Annotated in this window: 13 protein-coding genes and 1 pseudogene; 12 read left to right on the top strand and 2 right to left on the bottom strand. The window is 65.1% G+C overall.

The genetic code is table 11. The features are described 5' to 3' along the window. The first annotated feature begins 15 nt into the window (after positions 1–15). Positions 16–321: a hypothetical protein gene (locus METLW3_RS0105380; RefSeq protein ID WP_024878944.1), complete on the top strand. Its 306-nt coding sequence runs from the start codon at positions 16–18 to the stop codon at positions 319–321. A gap of 136 nt (positions 322–457) precedes the next feature. Here METLW3_RS0105380 and METLW3_RS0105375 read toward each other — a convergent pair whose 3' ends face one another. Further along, complete coding sequence (locus tag METLW3_RS0105375) at positions 458–1,957, bottom strand: exopolysaccharide biosynthesis polyprenyl glycosylphosphotransferase (protein WP_024878943.1); 1,500 nt, start codon at positions 1,955–1,957, stop codon at positions 458–460. A gap of 326 nt (positions 1,958–2,283) precedes the next feature. Here METLW3_RS0105375 and METLW3_RS0105370 point away from each other — a divergent pair, with 326 nt between their 5' ends. From METLW3_RS0105370 to METLW3_RS0105360, 3 genes are read left to right on the top strand one after another with little or no spacing between them, the layout of a single operon-like run. After that, the gene (locus METLW3_RS0105370) at positions 2,284–2,856 is read left to right on the top strand and encodes an HNH endonuclease (RefSeq protein ID WP_024878942.1); all 573 of its coding nucleotides are present in this window, start codon (positions 2,284–2,286) and stop codon (positions 2,854–2,856) included. A gap of 15 nt (positions 2,857–2,871) precedes the next feature. Next, complete coding sequence (locus tag METLW3_RS0105365; RefSeq protein WP_024878941.1) at positions 2,872–3,360, top strand: hypothetical protein; 489 nt, start codon at positions 2,872–2,874, stop codon at positions 3,358–3,360. A gap of 26 nt (positions 3,361–3,386) precedes the next feature. After that, positions 3,387–3,635 (top strand): type II toxin-antitoxin system Phd/YefM family antitoxin, encoded by a 249-nt coding sequence (locus METLW3_RS0105360; protein ID WP_024878940.1) that lies wholly within the window; start codon positions 3,387–3,389, stop codon positions 3,633–3,635. A 66-nt stretch (positions 3,636–3,701) separates the two neighbouring features. On the opposite strand, the gene METLW3_RS0105355 is transcribed toward METLW3_RS0105360, so the two are convergent. Further along, positions 3,702–5,249, bottom strand: coding sequence for a helicase HerA-like domain-containing protein (locus METLW3_RS0105355; RefSeq protein WP_024878939.1), 1,548 nt, complete (start codon positions 5,247–5,249; stop codon positions 3,702–3,704). Positions 5,250–5,577: 328 nt separating this feature from the next. Here METLW3_RS0105355 and METLW3_RS0105350 point away from each other — a divergent pair, with 328 nt between their 5' ends. The 8 genes and pseudogenes from METLW3_RS0105350 to METLW3_RS0105315 all read left to right on the top strand — a co-directional run bounded on the left by METLW3_RS0105350 (position 5,578) and on the right by METLW3_RS0105315 (position 12,968). Further along, complete coding sequence (locus METLW3_RS0105350; protein ID WP_026597909.1) at positions 5,578–6,204, top strand: SCO family protein; 627 nt, start codon at positions 5,578–5,580, stop codon at positions 6,202–6,204. Positions 6,205–6,322: 118 nt separating this feature from the next. Further along, positions 6,323–7,099: a SprT family zinc-dependent metalloprotease gene (locus METLW3_RS0105345; protein ID WP_024878937.1), complete on the top strand. Its 777-nt coding sequence runs from the start codon at positions 6,323–6,325 to the stop codon at positions 7,097–7,099. A gap of 281 nt (positions 7,100–7,380) precedes the next feature. Next, positions 7,381–7,824 carry an ArsC/Spx/MgsR family protein gene (locus tag METLW3_RS0105340; RefSeq protein ID WP_024878936.1) on the top strand — a complete coding sequence of 148 codons (444 nt, stop codon included), beginning with the start codon at positions 7,381–7,383 and terminating at the stop codon, positions 7,822–7,824. A gap of 34 nt (positions 7,825–7,858) precedes the next feature. Further along, positions 7,859–8,816 (top strand): annotated as a pseudogene (locus METLW3_RS27375) (bifunctional enoyl-CoA hydratase/phosphate acetyltransferase). Further along, positions 8,813–9,997, top strand: coding sequence for an acetate/propionate family kinase (locus METLW3_RS0105330; RefSeq protein WP_024878935.1), 1,185 nt, complete (start codon positions 8,813–8,815; stop codon positions 9,995–9,997). The pseudogene METLW3_RS27375 and the gene METLW3_RS0105330 overlap by 4 nt, the downstream one beginning before the upstream one ends. A 319-nt stretch (positions 9,998–10,316) precedes the next feature. Further along, positions 10,317–11,450, top strand: a complete 1,134-nt coding sequence (locus tag METLW3_RS0105325) for a hypothetical protein (protein ID WP_024878934.1) — start codon at positions 10,317–10,319, stop codon at positions 11,448–11,450. Positions 11,451–11,611: 161 nt separating this feature from the next. After that, the gene (gene pheS / locus METLW3_RS0105320; protein WP_024878933.1) at positions 11,612–12,694 is read left to right on the top strand and encodes a phenylalanine--tRNA ligase subunit alpha; all 1,083 of its coding nucleotides are present in this window, start codon (positions 11,612–11,614) and stop codon (positions 12,692–12,694) included. Between the two features lie 4 nt (positions 12,695–12,698). Next, on the top strand, positions 12,699–12,968 hold the full coding sequence (locus METLW3_RS0105315) for a DUF2442 domain-containing protein (protein ID WP_024878932.1): 270 nt from the start codon (positions 12,699–12,701) through the stop codon (positions 12,966–12,968). The last annotated feature ends 24 nt before the right edge of the window (positions 12,969–12,992 follow it).

Below are 12,992 nucleotides of genomic sequence, written 5' to 3'. Positions count from 1 at the left end.
AAATGGGAATATCAAATGCGGTTCTTCATCGGATTCTTGCTCGGACTCTCTGTCGGAACAGTGTTCGCCTTCCCGATCCTGATCTGGATGGCGACACTGGTCGCGACACTGTTTCGTTTCATCGGACTGCCGAACGAATCGACCTACCCGCAAATCCTGATACCCTTCGTGATTGTCTACTCGGTGTTCGCCGCCTGCTCGATCCGCCTCGCCAAAATTGCTCACGCCGATTCGCTTCTGCTCGGCTTTTTGCTGGCGTTTCCTGTCGTCTCCCTCGGCATTCTCGCCGCCTTGACCATCGGAGAGCAAGCGATCGACTGAATTGACGCGCGCCGGGACGGCCGTGTCATACGTTTTTTTTCTGCCGCCTCACGGCTCTGGATTGCTTCGCTTCGCTCGCAATGACGGCCACGGCGATCATCGCTTCTTCGAGCGAAGCAATCACTTGGAAATGGCCTCACAGCGCGTTGCGATAGGCCTTGCGCGAGAAGATCGTCATGAAGATGATCCACACGTCGAGCGGCAGCGACCAATGGTCGATGTAATAGAGATCATGCTCGACGCGCAGGCGGATCTTCTCCGGCGAGTCGATCTCGCCGCGCAGCCCGTTCACCTGCGCCCAGCCGGTGATGCCGGGCTTCACATTGTGGCGGCGCGCATAGAGGGCGATCTTGCGCTCGAAGATCTGGTCATGCGCCAGCGCATGCGGGCGCGGGCCGACGAGCGACATCTCGCCGCGCAGCACATTGATGAGCTGCGGCAGCTCGTCGATATTGTAGCGGCGGATGAAGCGGCCGACGCGCGTCACGCGCTTGTCGCCGGCTGTCGCCTGGGTGATCTCGCGGCCGTCCTCCATCGTCGTCATGGAGCGGAATTTGGCGATGCGGAAGGGCTCGCGATTAAAGCCGTGGCGGCGCTGGAAGAACAGCGCCGGGCCTTTGCTGTCGAGCTTGATCGCCGCCGCGACGGCGAGCAGCAGCGGCGACAGAGCGATGAGGCCGAGCGACGAGAAGACGATATCGAAGAGCCGCTTGGCGATGATCTCGAGCGAGTCGGCGCGGCGGCCGCTGAGATTGAGGCTGGCGATCGAGCCGATCTTGTTGATATGCGCATCGACGAAACGGTCGAGCACGCGCTCCGGCCCGAGATGAATCGACGCCGGGACGCGCAGGAAGGCGGTCACGCAATCGTCGATGACGTCGGTGCGGCTCCAGGGCGCCAGAATGAACACATCGTCGGGCAGCAGCATGCGCGCGGAGGCCTGCGCCAGAGCGAGATCGTCCTGCATGGCGTCGGCGCGGTCGCGCAGCGCCACGGCGGCGACGACATTCATGCCGCTCTCCCAAGGCTGATAGCGACGCATGAACTCGTCGATGTCGCTCTCGAAACCGACGAGAAACACGCGACGCGCCGAGGCTCCGCCACGCTCGGCGCTGCGCCGAACCACGCCGACCAGCGCCGCGCGCGCCGCATAGACGGAGAGAAATCCCGTCGCATAGAAGAGCACGAAGGCGCCGCGCGAGGATTCCTCGGTCGCCTTGGCGAGAAAGCCGAAGGTCAAGGCGCAGACGAAAGCGACGCTCCACAGCACCGCGCCGCGCCAGCCATGGCCGTCCAGCGTCAGATAATTCTTGATCGCATATTCGTGCCGCATGACGTTGGAGAGCACGAAGAGGATCGCCGCGAACATGCACAGCCGCAGATTGGGAAGCGTCGAGCCGTCATAGCCATAGGCGAAATAATGATACAGCGTCTCGCAGGCGATGGCCGTGGCGAGAATGACCGCCACATCGATCAGCGCCGCGATCACCGAGAAGGAGGCGCGCATCAGCGCCGCATTCGGGCTCGGCATGGCGCGCGACCAGCCGCTGCGCAATGCTGCGCTGTCGGTTCCAGCTTTGACGCGAGCGTCGTCCTTGCGGAGCGACGAAAAGGGAAGATCGGCGATACTCGACACGGCTCGTCTCCAACCCGATACTGCCACCGTGCCGTAATGGAGCAATTCCCCCGTTTTGGCCGGCTTTCGGGTCGGAAGCTGCAAGCCGCCTGCCCGCAGAGCGGCGAAAAAGCGGCGAATCGGAGCGAGCGGCGGGGAGGCGAAAGCGAAGACCGCGCCCAACTCATTGATAAATAAAATATTTACCATATTTCAGGGCGAAATCGCGCGGCCGCGGCGCCGCGGCGCCGAGAGAAGCCTTCACAATGGCGTCATCCTGCCTATAGACTATGGCCGCGGCTCGGGGGCTGGAGGGCGTCCGAACGATTCGCGGAAAGAGGGCCGAGGTGACCGTTCACTTTCGCCAGTCAAATGTTTCGCCGCAGGCCTGTCCTGCGTTGGTTCTCAACGCCGACTATCGGCCGCTGAGCTACTATCCTCTGTCCCTATGGGGGTGGCAGGACGCGATAAAGGCGGTCTTCCTCGACAGGGTCAACATCGTCTCGGAATATGACAAGACGGTCAAAAGTCCGAGTTTCGAAATAAGATTGCCCTCTGTCGTTTCGCTCAAAGCCTATGTAAAGCCCGCCCGCCATCCCGCCTTCACCCGATTCAATGTATTTCTTCGCGACCGCTTCACCTGCCAATATTGCGGACAGCAGGACGATCTCACCTTCGATCACGTGATCCCCCGCTCCAAGGGCGGCGCCACCACCTGGGAAAATGTCGTCGCCGCCTGCTCGGCCTGCAATCTGCGCAAGGCCGACCGGCTGCCGCATGAGGCGCATATGCTGCCGGCCCAGCCGCCCTTTCAGCCGAGCGTCGCCGATCTTCACCGCAATGGACGGCTGTTCCCGCCCAATTATCTCCACGACAGCTGGCTCGATTATCTCTATTGGGATTCGGTGCTGGAGCCCTGATCGCAATCGAGCCACATGCTGCGTCGCCTTCTCGTCGTCTCTTTCGCCTTCGTGCTCGCCGCCGGCGCGGGCATGATCTTCCTGCCGATCGCCGCGCTCAGCGATACCGCGACGCGCGAGGCCGGCTCGTCCCTGGCTATGGGCGCGCTGTTCTGGGCCGAGCCCGATGATGTGGCGGCGGCCTTCGGCTATGTGCTGTGGGCCATGGGGATCGCCGGCTGCGCGGCTCCGCTCGCCATTGTAGCGCTCATCGGCGAGATCGCCGGGGCGCGCGCCTATACTTGGTATGCCGGGGCGACAGCGCTGCTCGCCGCCGCCGCGCCCACGATTCTCCGCGCCGCGCGTGGGAGCGGCCGCCTCGTCGAGGCGAGCCCGGCCGAAGGGCGCTTCGCGCTGCTGTTCTTCCTCGCCGGGGCTTTGACGGGGACGATCTATTGGCTGATCGCCATGCGCGGGCGAGAGCCGCGCGACAGAGAGATGCGCGGTCGCGAGCTGCGCGGCTGATAGCTGACCATCAGGCGGGTCATTGCATGGCGACCATCGATCTGAACGACGCGAAGGCGAACCCCTCCGATCTCGTCGATCGCGCCATGCGCGGGGAGCCCGAGACGATCACGCGTCACGGCGAGCCGGCGGCGGCTCTCGTCTCGATCGAGGCGGCCGGGATCGCCCACGCGGCGATGAAGCGCGATCGACCAAGCCTCGTCGGCTATTTGAAAGCTTTTCCCGGCGGCGAATTGGAACGCGACGGCTGGCCGTCGCGAGACGTCGAGCTTTGACGATACAAATCCGCCGTCGTCGCGCCCCGACGCCTTCCATCGACTGAGAGCGGCAATATTGCGCGCTCAGCGCGATATACCGCCCAGCACGCCGCGCAAAACTTCCTTCGCGATCTGCGTGCCGATGGAGCGCGCCGCCGATTGCACCGCCGAGCGCACGGCCAGCTCGCCGGTGGACATGCGCTTTGGATTCTCGCGCTTGAACAATCCCCCGACCACGCCGCCGAGCGTGCCGATGAGGCCGCCGCCGGCGCTCGCCTGCGTCGTCTGCGCCTCGGGTCGGGCGGGGCCGGCGCCGGCCGAGGTCAAATGGCCCTCGGCGCGCTTCTGCAATATTTCAAAGGCCGATTCGCGGTCGATGGGCGTGTCGTATTTGCCGCGCAGCGCGCTCTCCGCCAGAACATTCGCGCGCTCCTCGGCGGTGATCGGCCCGACGCGCGCGGCGGGCGGCGCGATCAGCACGCGATCGACGATCTCCGGCTTGCCCTTGGCGTCGAGCATGGACACGAGCGCCTCGCCGACGGAGAGCTGCATGATCGCCTCCGCCGTGTCGAAGGCGGGATTTTGGCGGAAGGTCTCCGCCGCCGCGCGCACCGCCTTCTGGTCGCGGGGGGTGAATGCGCGCAGCGCATGCTGCACGCGATTGCCGAGCTGGCCGAGCACGCTGTCCGGCACATCCAGCGGATTTTGCGTGACGAAATAAACGCCGACGCCCTTGGAGCGGATGAGCCGCACCACTTGCTCGATCGCCGTCAGCAGCGCCTTGGGCGCGTCGTCGAAGAGAAGATGCGCCTCGTCGAAGAAGAAGACGAGCTTGGGCTGCGCGAGATCGCCGACCTCCGGCAGCTGCTCGAACAGCTCCGACAAGAGCCACAGCAGGAAGGTGGCGTAGAGCCGCGGCGAGCGCATCAGCTTATCGGCAGCGAGCACGTTGATGACGCCGCGGCCGTCGCGATCGACGCGCAGAAAATCGGAAATATCGAGCGCCGGCTCGCCGAAGAATTTCTCGGCCCCTTGAGTCTCCAGCACCAGCAGCTGGCGCTGAATGGCCCCGACGGTCGCGGGCGCGACATTGCCGTATTTTGTCTTCAAAGAGCCCGCATTGTCGGCGACATAGGTGAGCGCGGCGCGCAGATCCTTGAGGTCTAGCAGCAAGAGGCCCTGCTCGTCGGCGACGCGGAACGTCACATTGAGCACGCCCTCTTGAACATCATTGAGCTCGAGCAGGCGCGCGAGCAGCAGCGGCCCCATTTCGGAAATGGTGGCGCGCACCGGATGCCCCTGCTCGCCGAACAAATCCCAGAACACGACGGGGAAACGGTCCACCGCATAGGCGAGGCCGATCTCGAGCGAACGATCGACGAAAGCCTGGCGCATCTCGCCCGGCTGCGACAAGCCGGCGAGATCGCCTTTCACATCGGCGAGAAAGACGGCGGTCCCCGCATTGGAGAAGCCTTCCGCGAGCTTTTGCAGCGTCACCGTCTTGCCGCCGCCGGTCGCGCCCGCGATGAGGCCGTGGCGATTGCCGACGGAAAGGGTGAGGTAACTATAAACGCCGTCAGTGCTCGCGCCGACGAGGATTTTTCCGGGGCTGGCGTTCGGATCGTCAGTCATGTTCTCGCGCCTGCGCTCAATGGGAGAATCGATGCGCCGACATTATATATCCAGCCGTCGCCGCCGCGGGCGATTTCGTAAGGCGTGCTGCGGCGCGGCGCCGCGGCGACGGCCTCGCTCCGCGGCGACGCTCTGCTGTGACGCTCTGCTGTGACGCTTGGCGAACGCCCCTCCGCAGGCTAAGTTCCGCGCATAGAGAGGAGCGTCACGCGAGATCGCCGCCGCCCGGCCCAGCAGCTCTTCAGAGCCGCCGATGATCGCGATACGCCGCGATCCCCTCGGCCGCGGCGATAACGAGAAACGACGCCATATCTTCGGGAAGAAACGCATGTCCAAGAGCTACGCCAAGAGTTCGCAAAAGGGTCGCGCCAAGGGCCGCGACCTTCCCAAGCTGCCTCTCTTCGCGATCGGCGGAGTCTTCCTTGCGGCCTTCGCCGCATTGGTGGCGTTCACCAGCCTCAAGCCGCCGCCGCCGCCCGCCTCCGCCATCGGCGGGCCGTTCCAGCTCGTCGCGCACAATGGCCAGACAGTCACCGAGAAGGACTTTCTCGGCAGGCCCTTCCTCGTCTTCTTCGGCTACACGCATTGCCCGGACATCTGCCACACCACTCTGTTCGAGATTTCCGAGGTGCTGCGCGCGCTGGGGCCGAAGGCCAATGCCGGCGCATTATTCGTGACCGTCGATCCGGAGCGCGACACGCCCGCCGTGCTCAAGGACTATCTCTCCAATTTCGATCCGCGCATCGTCGGCGTCTCCGGCGAGCGCGCGCAGCTCGATCCGATGCTGAAGGAATATCGCATCTATTCGAAGAAGGCTGCGGAAAGCGGCGAGGACTATGCGGTCGACCACACGACCGTCGTCTATCTGATGGACAAGAACGGCCGCTTCGTCAGCTCCTTCAATGTCGGACGCAAGCCCGCCGACGCCGCGCGCGATCTCGAACGCTTTCTGTGACGCGAGACGCCGAGACGCGAAGACGCAGAGACGCAGAAACGACACAGTCGACATTTTTTTGCGTAAGTCGCGAACTTCCCTGTCGCGACTCGGCGCGGCTTTGCGTTAGCATCGAATCATGCTTCGTCTTCGACGCGACGGGCTCGCGAAAGCCGCGGGCTCCACCGCCCTGACACTCACACATGCGGGCGAGACGCTCACCGTCTCGCTGCGCCGTCTGCGCAGCGCGCGACGCTTCACGCTGCGCGTGCGCTTCGCTGCGCGCGACGCCGTGCTCACAATGCCCGCGCGCGCCTCCTTACGCGAGGCGCGCGAGTTCACCGAGCGTCACGCCGCCTGGATCGCCGCGCGGCTCAACCGGCTGCCGGACACGATTCCCTTTCGCGACGGCGCCGTCGTGCCGCTGCGCGGCGTCGATCATTCCATCGCGCATCGCCCCAGCGCGCGCGGGACCGTGTGGGCGGAGACGCGTTTTGCTCTCGACACGGCGCTCTGCGACGGTTTCGACCTCTGCGTCGCCGGCCGCGAGGAGCATGTGCATCGCCGCATCGTCGATTTTCTGAAGCGCGAGGCGCGCCACGATCTCGAGGCGGCGGTGGAGCGCCACACGCGCGCGCTCGGCCTGCCCGCGCGCAGCGTCGGATTGCGCGACACGGTGAGCCGCTGGGGCTCCTGCTCGGCGTCGGGCTCGCTGAATTTCTCCTGGCGGCTCATCATGGCGCCCGCTTTCGTGCTCGACTATCTCGCCGCGCATGAGGTCGCCCATCTCGAATATCTCGATCATTCGGATCGATTCTGGGCGCTGACGCGGCGCCTCTGCGCGGAGACGGATCGCGCCGAGGGCTGGCTCTCCACGCATGGCGCGCATTTGCATAAATTCGGCGCGACCGAATAGACGCGGCCTTCTCACCTTCCTCTTTATGAAACGACCGCGCCGTCATCGGCGCGGCATGCCTCTTTATGAAACGCGCGGCCCGCCCCTTCGCGAGACGCGCTGTCATCGGCGCGTCATGCCCTTCTAAGTAAAGACGCGCGGTCATCGGCGCTTCACCGCCAATGGTTTCTGATTCGTTAAAATTCTCCTCCCGAACGAATCACGGCCGTTCCGCGGCGCACAAAAATGCGCTATGAAAGAGACAAAGCTCCTTCTTCGGTATTCGCTCATCGAGGTGACGTATGGCCGACGTTATCTTCTACGAGAAACCCGGCTGCGCCGGAAATGCGCGTCAAAAGGCTCTGCTGCTCTCCTCCGGCCATGCGCTGCAGGTGCGCAATCTGCTCGCCGAGCCTTGGAGCGTCTCCAGCCTGCGGCCTTATTTCGGCGAGACGCCGGTGCGCGAATGGTTCAATCTCGCGGCGCCGCGCGTCAAATCCGGCGAGATCGACATAGAGACCGTCACGCCGCAGGCGGCGCTGGTCATGATGATCATCGATCCGATATTGATCCGCAGGCCGCTCATCAAGGTCGGCGGCCGCTGCGAGGCGGGCTTCGATCCTGAGCGGATCGGCGCCTGGATCGGGCTGCAGCCGACCGAGAAGCGGGTGAGCGACACCTGCGTGCGGACCGAAGCGGCGGCGCTACGCGCCGAAAGCGAGGCCGGAGCCGCGCCCGCCGACTGATCGCGGGAGCGAGCGAAGGTCACAAGGAGGTCTGATGCTGTTCCGGCGCGATGTCGCGGGCTCCGGCGCGCCTTGCGGCTTGTATTTCGAGTCGCTGCTCGAGCGTTGCCGCGCGATGCGGCCCATTCGCATCGGCGTGGTGCATCCTTGCGACGCGGTTTCCGTGCAAGGCGCGCTCGCCGCACGCGATCAGGGGCTCATCACTCCCGTTCTGGTCGGGCCGCGCGCCAAAATCATGGCCGCAGCCGCCGCGGCCAATCTCTCGCTCGAGGGCGTCGAGATCATCGACGCGCCCCATAGCCACGCCGCCGCCGACGCCGCCGTCGAGCTGGTGCGGCGCGGCGAGCTCGAGGCGCTGATGAAAGGCTCGCTCCACACCGATGAACTGATGGGGGCCGTGGTGCGCGAGGGAACGGGCCTGCGCACCGAGCGGCGCGTCAGCCATGTCTTCGTTCTCGACGTGCCCAATTACTGCAAGCCTCTGCTCGTCACCGACGCGGCGATCAACATCGCCCCCACGCTCGCAGAGAAGCGCGACATTGCGCAGAACGCCATAGACCTCGCGCATGCGCTCGGCATAGAGCGCCCCAAGCTCGCTGTTCTTTCCGCCGTGGAGACGGTCGACGCCAAGATCCCCTCGACGATAGAGGCGGCGGCGCTGTGCAAAATGGCCGATCGCGGCCAGATCACCGGCGCCGATGTGGACGGGCCTCTCGCCTTCGACAACGCCATCTCGCCGGAGGCGGCGAAGGCGAAAGGCATTGTCTCCAATGTCGCCGGCTATGCCGACATTCCTCCTCGTCCCCGATCTCGAGGCCGGCAATATTCTCGCCAAGCAGCTCGTCTATCTCGCCGACGCCGAGGACGCCGGCATCGTGCTCGGCGCCCGCGCGCCGATCGTGCTGACGAGCCGCGCCGATGGCGTGCGCGCCCGCATCGTCTCCTGCGCGCTGGCGCAGCTCTTCGCCCATCGCGTGGTGGAGGGTGTGTGAGCGCTGCGGCGAAAGTCCTATTGGCGCTCAACGCCGGCTCCTCGAGCCTCAAATTCGCGCTCTATGATGCGGCGACGCTCGCGCCTCTTTGCCGCGGCGGCGTCACCGCCATAAAGGAGAAAGACCAGCCGGCGCGCTTTTCTGTCAAAGGCGAGGTCGCGGCGGCGCTCTCCGCAGGCCCCGGCCCCGCGCCGGACATAGACCATGAAGGCGCGGCGCGCTGGCTCATCTCGGCGATCGGCGAGCGGCTGGCGGAGCTTCCCCTCGCCGCCGTTGGGCATAGGATCGTCCATGGCGGCGCGGAATTCGACCGCCCGGTCCTGGTGACGCCGGACATTTTGCGGCAGCTGGAGGCGCTCTCGCCGCTCGCGCCGAGCCATCAGCCACATAATCTCGCGCCGATCCGCAGCCTGCTCGACAGCGCGCCGAACCTGCCGCAGATCGCCTGTTTCGACACGGCCTTTCACCGCACGCAGCCCCGTCTCGCGCAGCTGTTTCCGCTGCCGCGCGAATTCGCCGAGCGCGGCGTGCTGCGCTACGGCTTTCACGGCCTCTCCTATCAATTCATCGCGGAAGAGCTGCGCCGCCTCGAGCGCGCGCCGGGCCGCGCGATCGTCGCGCATCTCGGCCATGGCGCCAGCCTCTGCGCCATGCGCGATCTCGAGAGCGTCGCCACGACAATGGGCTTCACCGCGCTCGACGGGCTGATGATGGGCACGCGCAGCGGCGCGATCGATCCGGGCCTGCTGCTGCATCTCGTGATGCAGGAGGGCTTTTCGCCCAAAGAGGTCCATGCGCTGCTCTATGAGCGATCCGGCCTGCTCGGCGTCTCCGCGATCAGCGACGATCTGCGCGCGCTCGAGGCGAGCGCTTCCCCCGCGGCGGAGGAGGCAATGGCGCTCTTCGCCTATCGCGCCGCACGCGAGATCGGCTCGCTGGCGAGCGCGCTGAACGGGCTCGACCGTCTCGTCTTCACGGCCGGCGTCGGCGAGAATTCGCCGTCCATGCGCGCGCGCATCTGCGCCTATCTCGGTTTTCTCGGCCTCGCCCTCGACGATGAGGCGAATGCGGCGAATGCTCAGATCATCAGCGCGCCGTCGAGCCGCATCGAGGCCCTCGTGCTTCCCACCAATGAGGAAGCGGTGATCGCCGAGACCGCGCGGGCGCTGCTTCGCGGCTGATGAAGCGCCGAAAATCGCACAGCAATTCGGCGCCGGTCGCATGATTTGCAGGCGCGTTTTCGCGTTGCTGCAGAGCCGCTTTTCACAAATAGCTGAATTGTCGAGATGAGGCTCGCGGCGCTGGTCTGGCGCCCAGATTGCGAGTAGTCTCCCGCCGTGGCGTGAGCCTCGGCGTGGCCCAAAGAGGGGCCAAGATCAGCAACGCCGCTGTTCCGATCGAGTCGCGCCCAAAGCGCGATCGTTGGACGGCGGCTTTTTTTGTCCGTCGCGCCCCGACGGAGCGCGACGCCGACGAGGGGCAGACACGAAAATGATGAGAATGAAACGAAGCGCTCCGCCGCGCCCGATCTTTGTGAGCGCGAAGACTTTGGCCGTCGCCGCCGCTCTGCTCGGCGTCTGCGTCGGAGAGGCCGCAGCGGCGGACGCGCCCGCCAAGCTCGTCGCCGCGCCCGCGCCCGATGTCGCCGCCTCTGCTCCGCCGCCGCCCGCGCCGCTCGGCGTCTTCGGCGCCGATATGCCGGCCGCCGGCAAGCTCGTCGTCTCCATCATTCCGCAATTCGCCAATCTCTCGCATACGCTGAAGGGAACGCGGCAGGTTTCTTCGGAGGAGGTCGTCGCGACGACGCCCTGGTTCGGCCATCCGACATCGAAGCTCCGGCTGGTGCCGCAGAATGTCTCCGTCGCCTCGCAAACGCTGGCGCTCGCCTATGGAATCACCAATTATCTGTCCGTTGTCGTTACCGGCGGCATGATCGAGCGCAATCTCGACATGCTGACATTCCAAGGGCCGACGAGTCTCAACCGACTCGGGCTCAGCCATACGGGAACCGACGGCCTCACCGATTTCACCGCCTCGACGATCTATCGCGCCTATCAGGACCCGATACATCGCATTCAGCTCAATCTGGGCATGAGCTTCCCGACGGGAAGCACCCACAACACATTCCGCCTGCTGCTGCCGGACGGCAGCTATGCGACGAGCCGCGCCTTCTACGCATTGCAGCCCGGCGCCGGCACTTTCGACGTCATGCCCGGAATCGTCTACGCCGGGCATATCGACAAATGGTCCTGGGGCCTCTCCTACCGCGGCCGCTTTCCGCTGGCCGCCAATCCGGAAGGCTATCTCTACGGCGATCTGCACGAGTTCAACGGCTGGGCCGGCTATAGCTGGATAAAGGGCCTTACCACCACTTTCCGCGTCAACGCGACGACGCAGGGCGAGATTCGCGGACTCGATCCGATGATCCGCGGCAAGGCGCAGGCGGCCAATCCCAATTTCTACGGCGGCCAGCGCGTGGAGCTATGGGGCGGCGCGACGATCGGCGGCGGCCTCATCGGCCAGGAGGCGCTCACCATCGCGCTGGAGGCGGGCATTCCCGTCTATCAGAGCCTCGAGGGGCCGCAGCTCTCCAAAAATTGGCAGGCCGGCATGGCGCTGCGCTGGAAAATCTAGAGCATGCTCCCGAATAGTGCGAAGCGGTTTTCGTAAAAAGAACATGCGAACTCGACGCTGAGGGATCGAGCGGCGGGGCGCGGCGCCCCGCCCGCGTTCTCGACATCGCCTGCCGAGCGTGGCACAACCCGCCCCAGAAAATCAAAAGCCGTGGCGGGACGATGACGGATATAGCGGAACTGGAGACCGAGACTCTGGCGGCGATCGCGGCGGCGGCCGACGAGGCCGCGCTCGAGGCCGTGCGCGTCGGCGCGCTGGGCAAGAAGGGAAGCATTTCGGCGCTGCTGGCGACGCTCGGCAAAATGTCGCCCGATGACCGCAAGACCGAAGGCGCCAAGATCAATGCGCTGAAGGACAAGGCCCAAGAGGCGATCGCCGCGCGTCGCGACGTCCTTCAGGCCGAGGCGCTGGAGAAGCGCCTTTCCGCCGAGACCGTGGATGTGACGCTGCCGGTGCAGGAGAGCGGCCAGGAGCTCGGCCGCATTCATCCGATCTCGCAAGTGATGGACGAATTGACCGCGATCTTCGCCGATATGGGCTTCTCCGTCGCCGAGGGTCCGGACATTGAAAGCGACGATTACAACTTCACCAAGCTGAACTTCCCCGAGGGGCATCCCGCGCGGGAGATGCACGACACTTTCTTCTTCCCGCCGGGCGCCGACGGCAAGCGCAAGCTGCTGCGCACGCATACGAGCCCGGTGCAGGTGCGCACAATGCTCACCAAAGCGCCGCCGATCCGCGTGATCTGCCCCGGCCGCACCTATCGCTGCGACAGCGACCAGACGCATACGCCCATGTTCCATCAGGTCGAGGGGCTCGTCATCGACGAGACGACCCATATGGGCCATTTGAAATGGGTGCTGGAGGAGTTTCTGAAGGCCTTCTTCGAGGTGAAATCGGTGAAGATGCGCTTTCGGCCTTCCTTCTTCCCCTTCACCGAGCCCTCGGCGGAAGTGGATGTGCAATGCCGCCGCAAGGACGGCGACATTCGTTTCGGCGAGGGCGAGGATTGGATGGAGATTTTGGGCTGCGGCATGGTGCACCCCAATGTGCTGCGCAATTGCGGGCTCGATCCGGACAAATATCAGGGCTTCGCCTTCGGCGTCGGCATAGACCGTCTCGCCATGCTGAAATACGGCATGTCCGATCTGCGCGCCTTCTTCGAAGCCGATGCGCGCTGGCTGACGCATTATGGCTTCCGGCCGCTGGATTTCCCGACGCTGGCGGGCGGACTGAGCGGGTGATTCCATGGTTGAATATCACCACGAAGCGCTGACCATTCGTCCGATCGCCGCGCATTGCGACGACGGCTTCTTGAATGTGACGCTCGTCGACGGCCGCGAGCTGCGCACGCCTCTGTGGTGGTATCCCGGCCTCGCGAGCGCGTCGCCTTCGGCGCGCAATGTCGTCGAATTCATGCCGATGGGAATGCATTGGCCGCAGATCGACGAAGACATCAGCGTCGCCAGCATGCTGCGCGGTCAAAAAGCGCCGGGCGCGACGCCGCCGATTCAATAGACAGAAAGCTTTCGAAAGCTCGAC

It is taken from the genome of Methylosinus sp. LW3 (genome assembly GCF_000527115.1).
Classification (GTDB): domain Bacteria; phylum Pseudomonadota; class Alphaproteobacteria; order Rhizobiales; family Beijerinckiaceae; genus Methylosinus.
Note: the sequence above shows the minus strand (reverse complement) of the source record. Positions and strands in the feature narration are given on the sequence as shown.

What these genes read in the sequence shown, in the direction of transcription:
- METLW3_RS0105345 (WP_024878937.1), top strand. Translation starts at nt 6,323, where the DNA reads ATGCTTCGTCTTCGACGCGACGGGCTCGCGAAAGCCGCGGGCTCCACC.
- METLW3_RS0105315 (WP_024878932.1), top strand. Translation starts at nt 12,699, where the DNA reads ATGGTTGAATATCACCACGAAGCGCTGACCATTCGTCCGATCGCCGCG.
- METLW3_RS0105380 (WP_024878944.1), top strand. Translation starts at nt 16, where the DNA reads ATGCGGTTCTTCATCGGATTCTTGCTCGGACTCTCTGTCGGAACAGTG.
- pheS (WP_024878933.1), top strand. Translation starts at nt 11,612, where the DNA reads ATGACGGATATAGCGGAACTGGAGACCGAGACTCTGGCGGCGATCGCG.
- METLW3_RS0105325 (WP_024878934.1), top strand. Translation starts at nt 10,317, where the DNA reads ATGAAACGAAGCGCTCCGCCGCGCCCGATCTTTGTGAGCGCGAAGACT.
- METLW3_RS0105355 (WP_024878939.1), bottom strand. Translation starts at nt 5,249, where the DNA reads ATGACTGACGATCCGAACGCCAGCCCCGGAAAAATCCTCGTCGGCGCG.
- METLW3_RS0105360 (WP_024878940.1), top strand. Translation starts at nt 3,387, where the DNA reads ATGGCGACCATCGATCTGAACGACGCGAAGGCGAACCCCTCCGATCTC.
- METLW3_RS0105340 (WP_024878936.1), top strand. Translation starts at nt 7,381, where the DNA reads ATGGCCGACGTTATCTTCTACGAGAAACCCGGCTGCGCCGGAAATGCG.
- METLW3_RS0105365 (WP_024878941.1), top strand. Translation starts at nt 2,872, where the DNA reads ATGCTGCGTCGCCTTCTCGTCGTCTCTTTCGCCTTCGTGCTCGCCGCC.
- METLW3_RS0105350 (WP_026597909.1), top strand. Translation starts at nt 5,578, where the DNA reads ATGTCCAAGAGCTACGCCAAGAGTTCGCAAAAGGGTCGCGCCAAGGGC.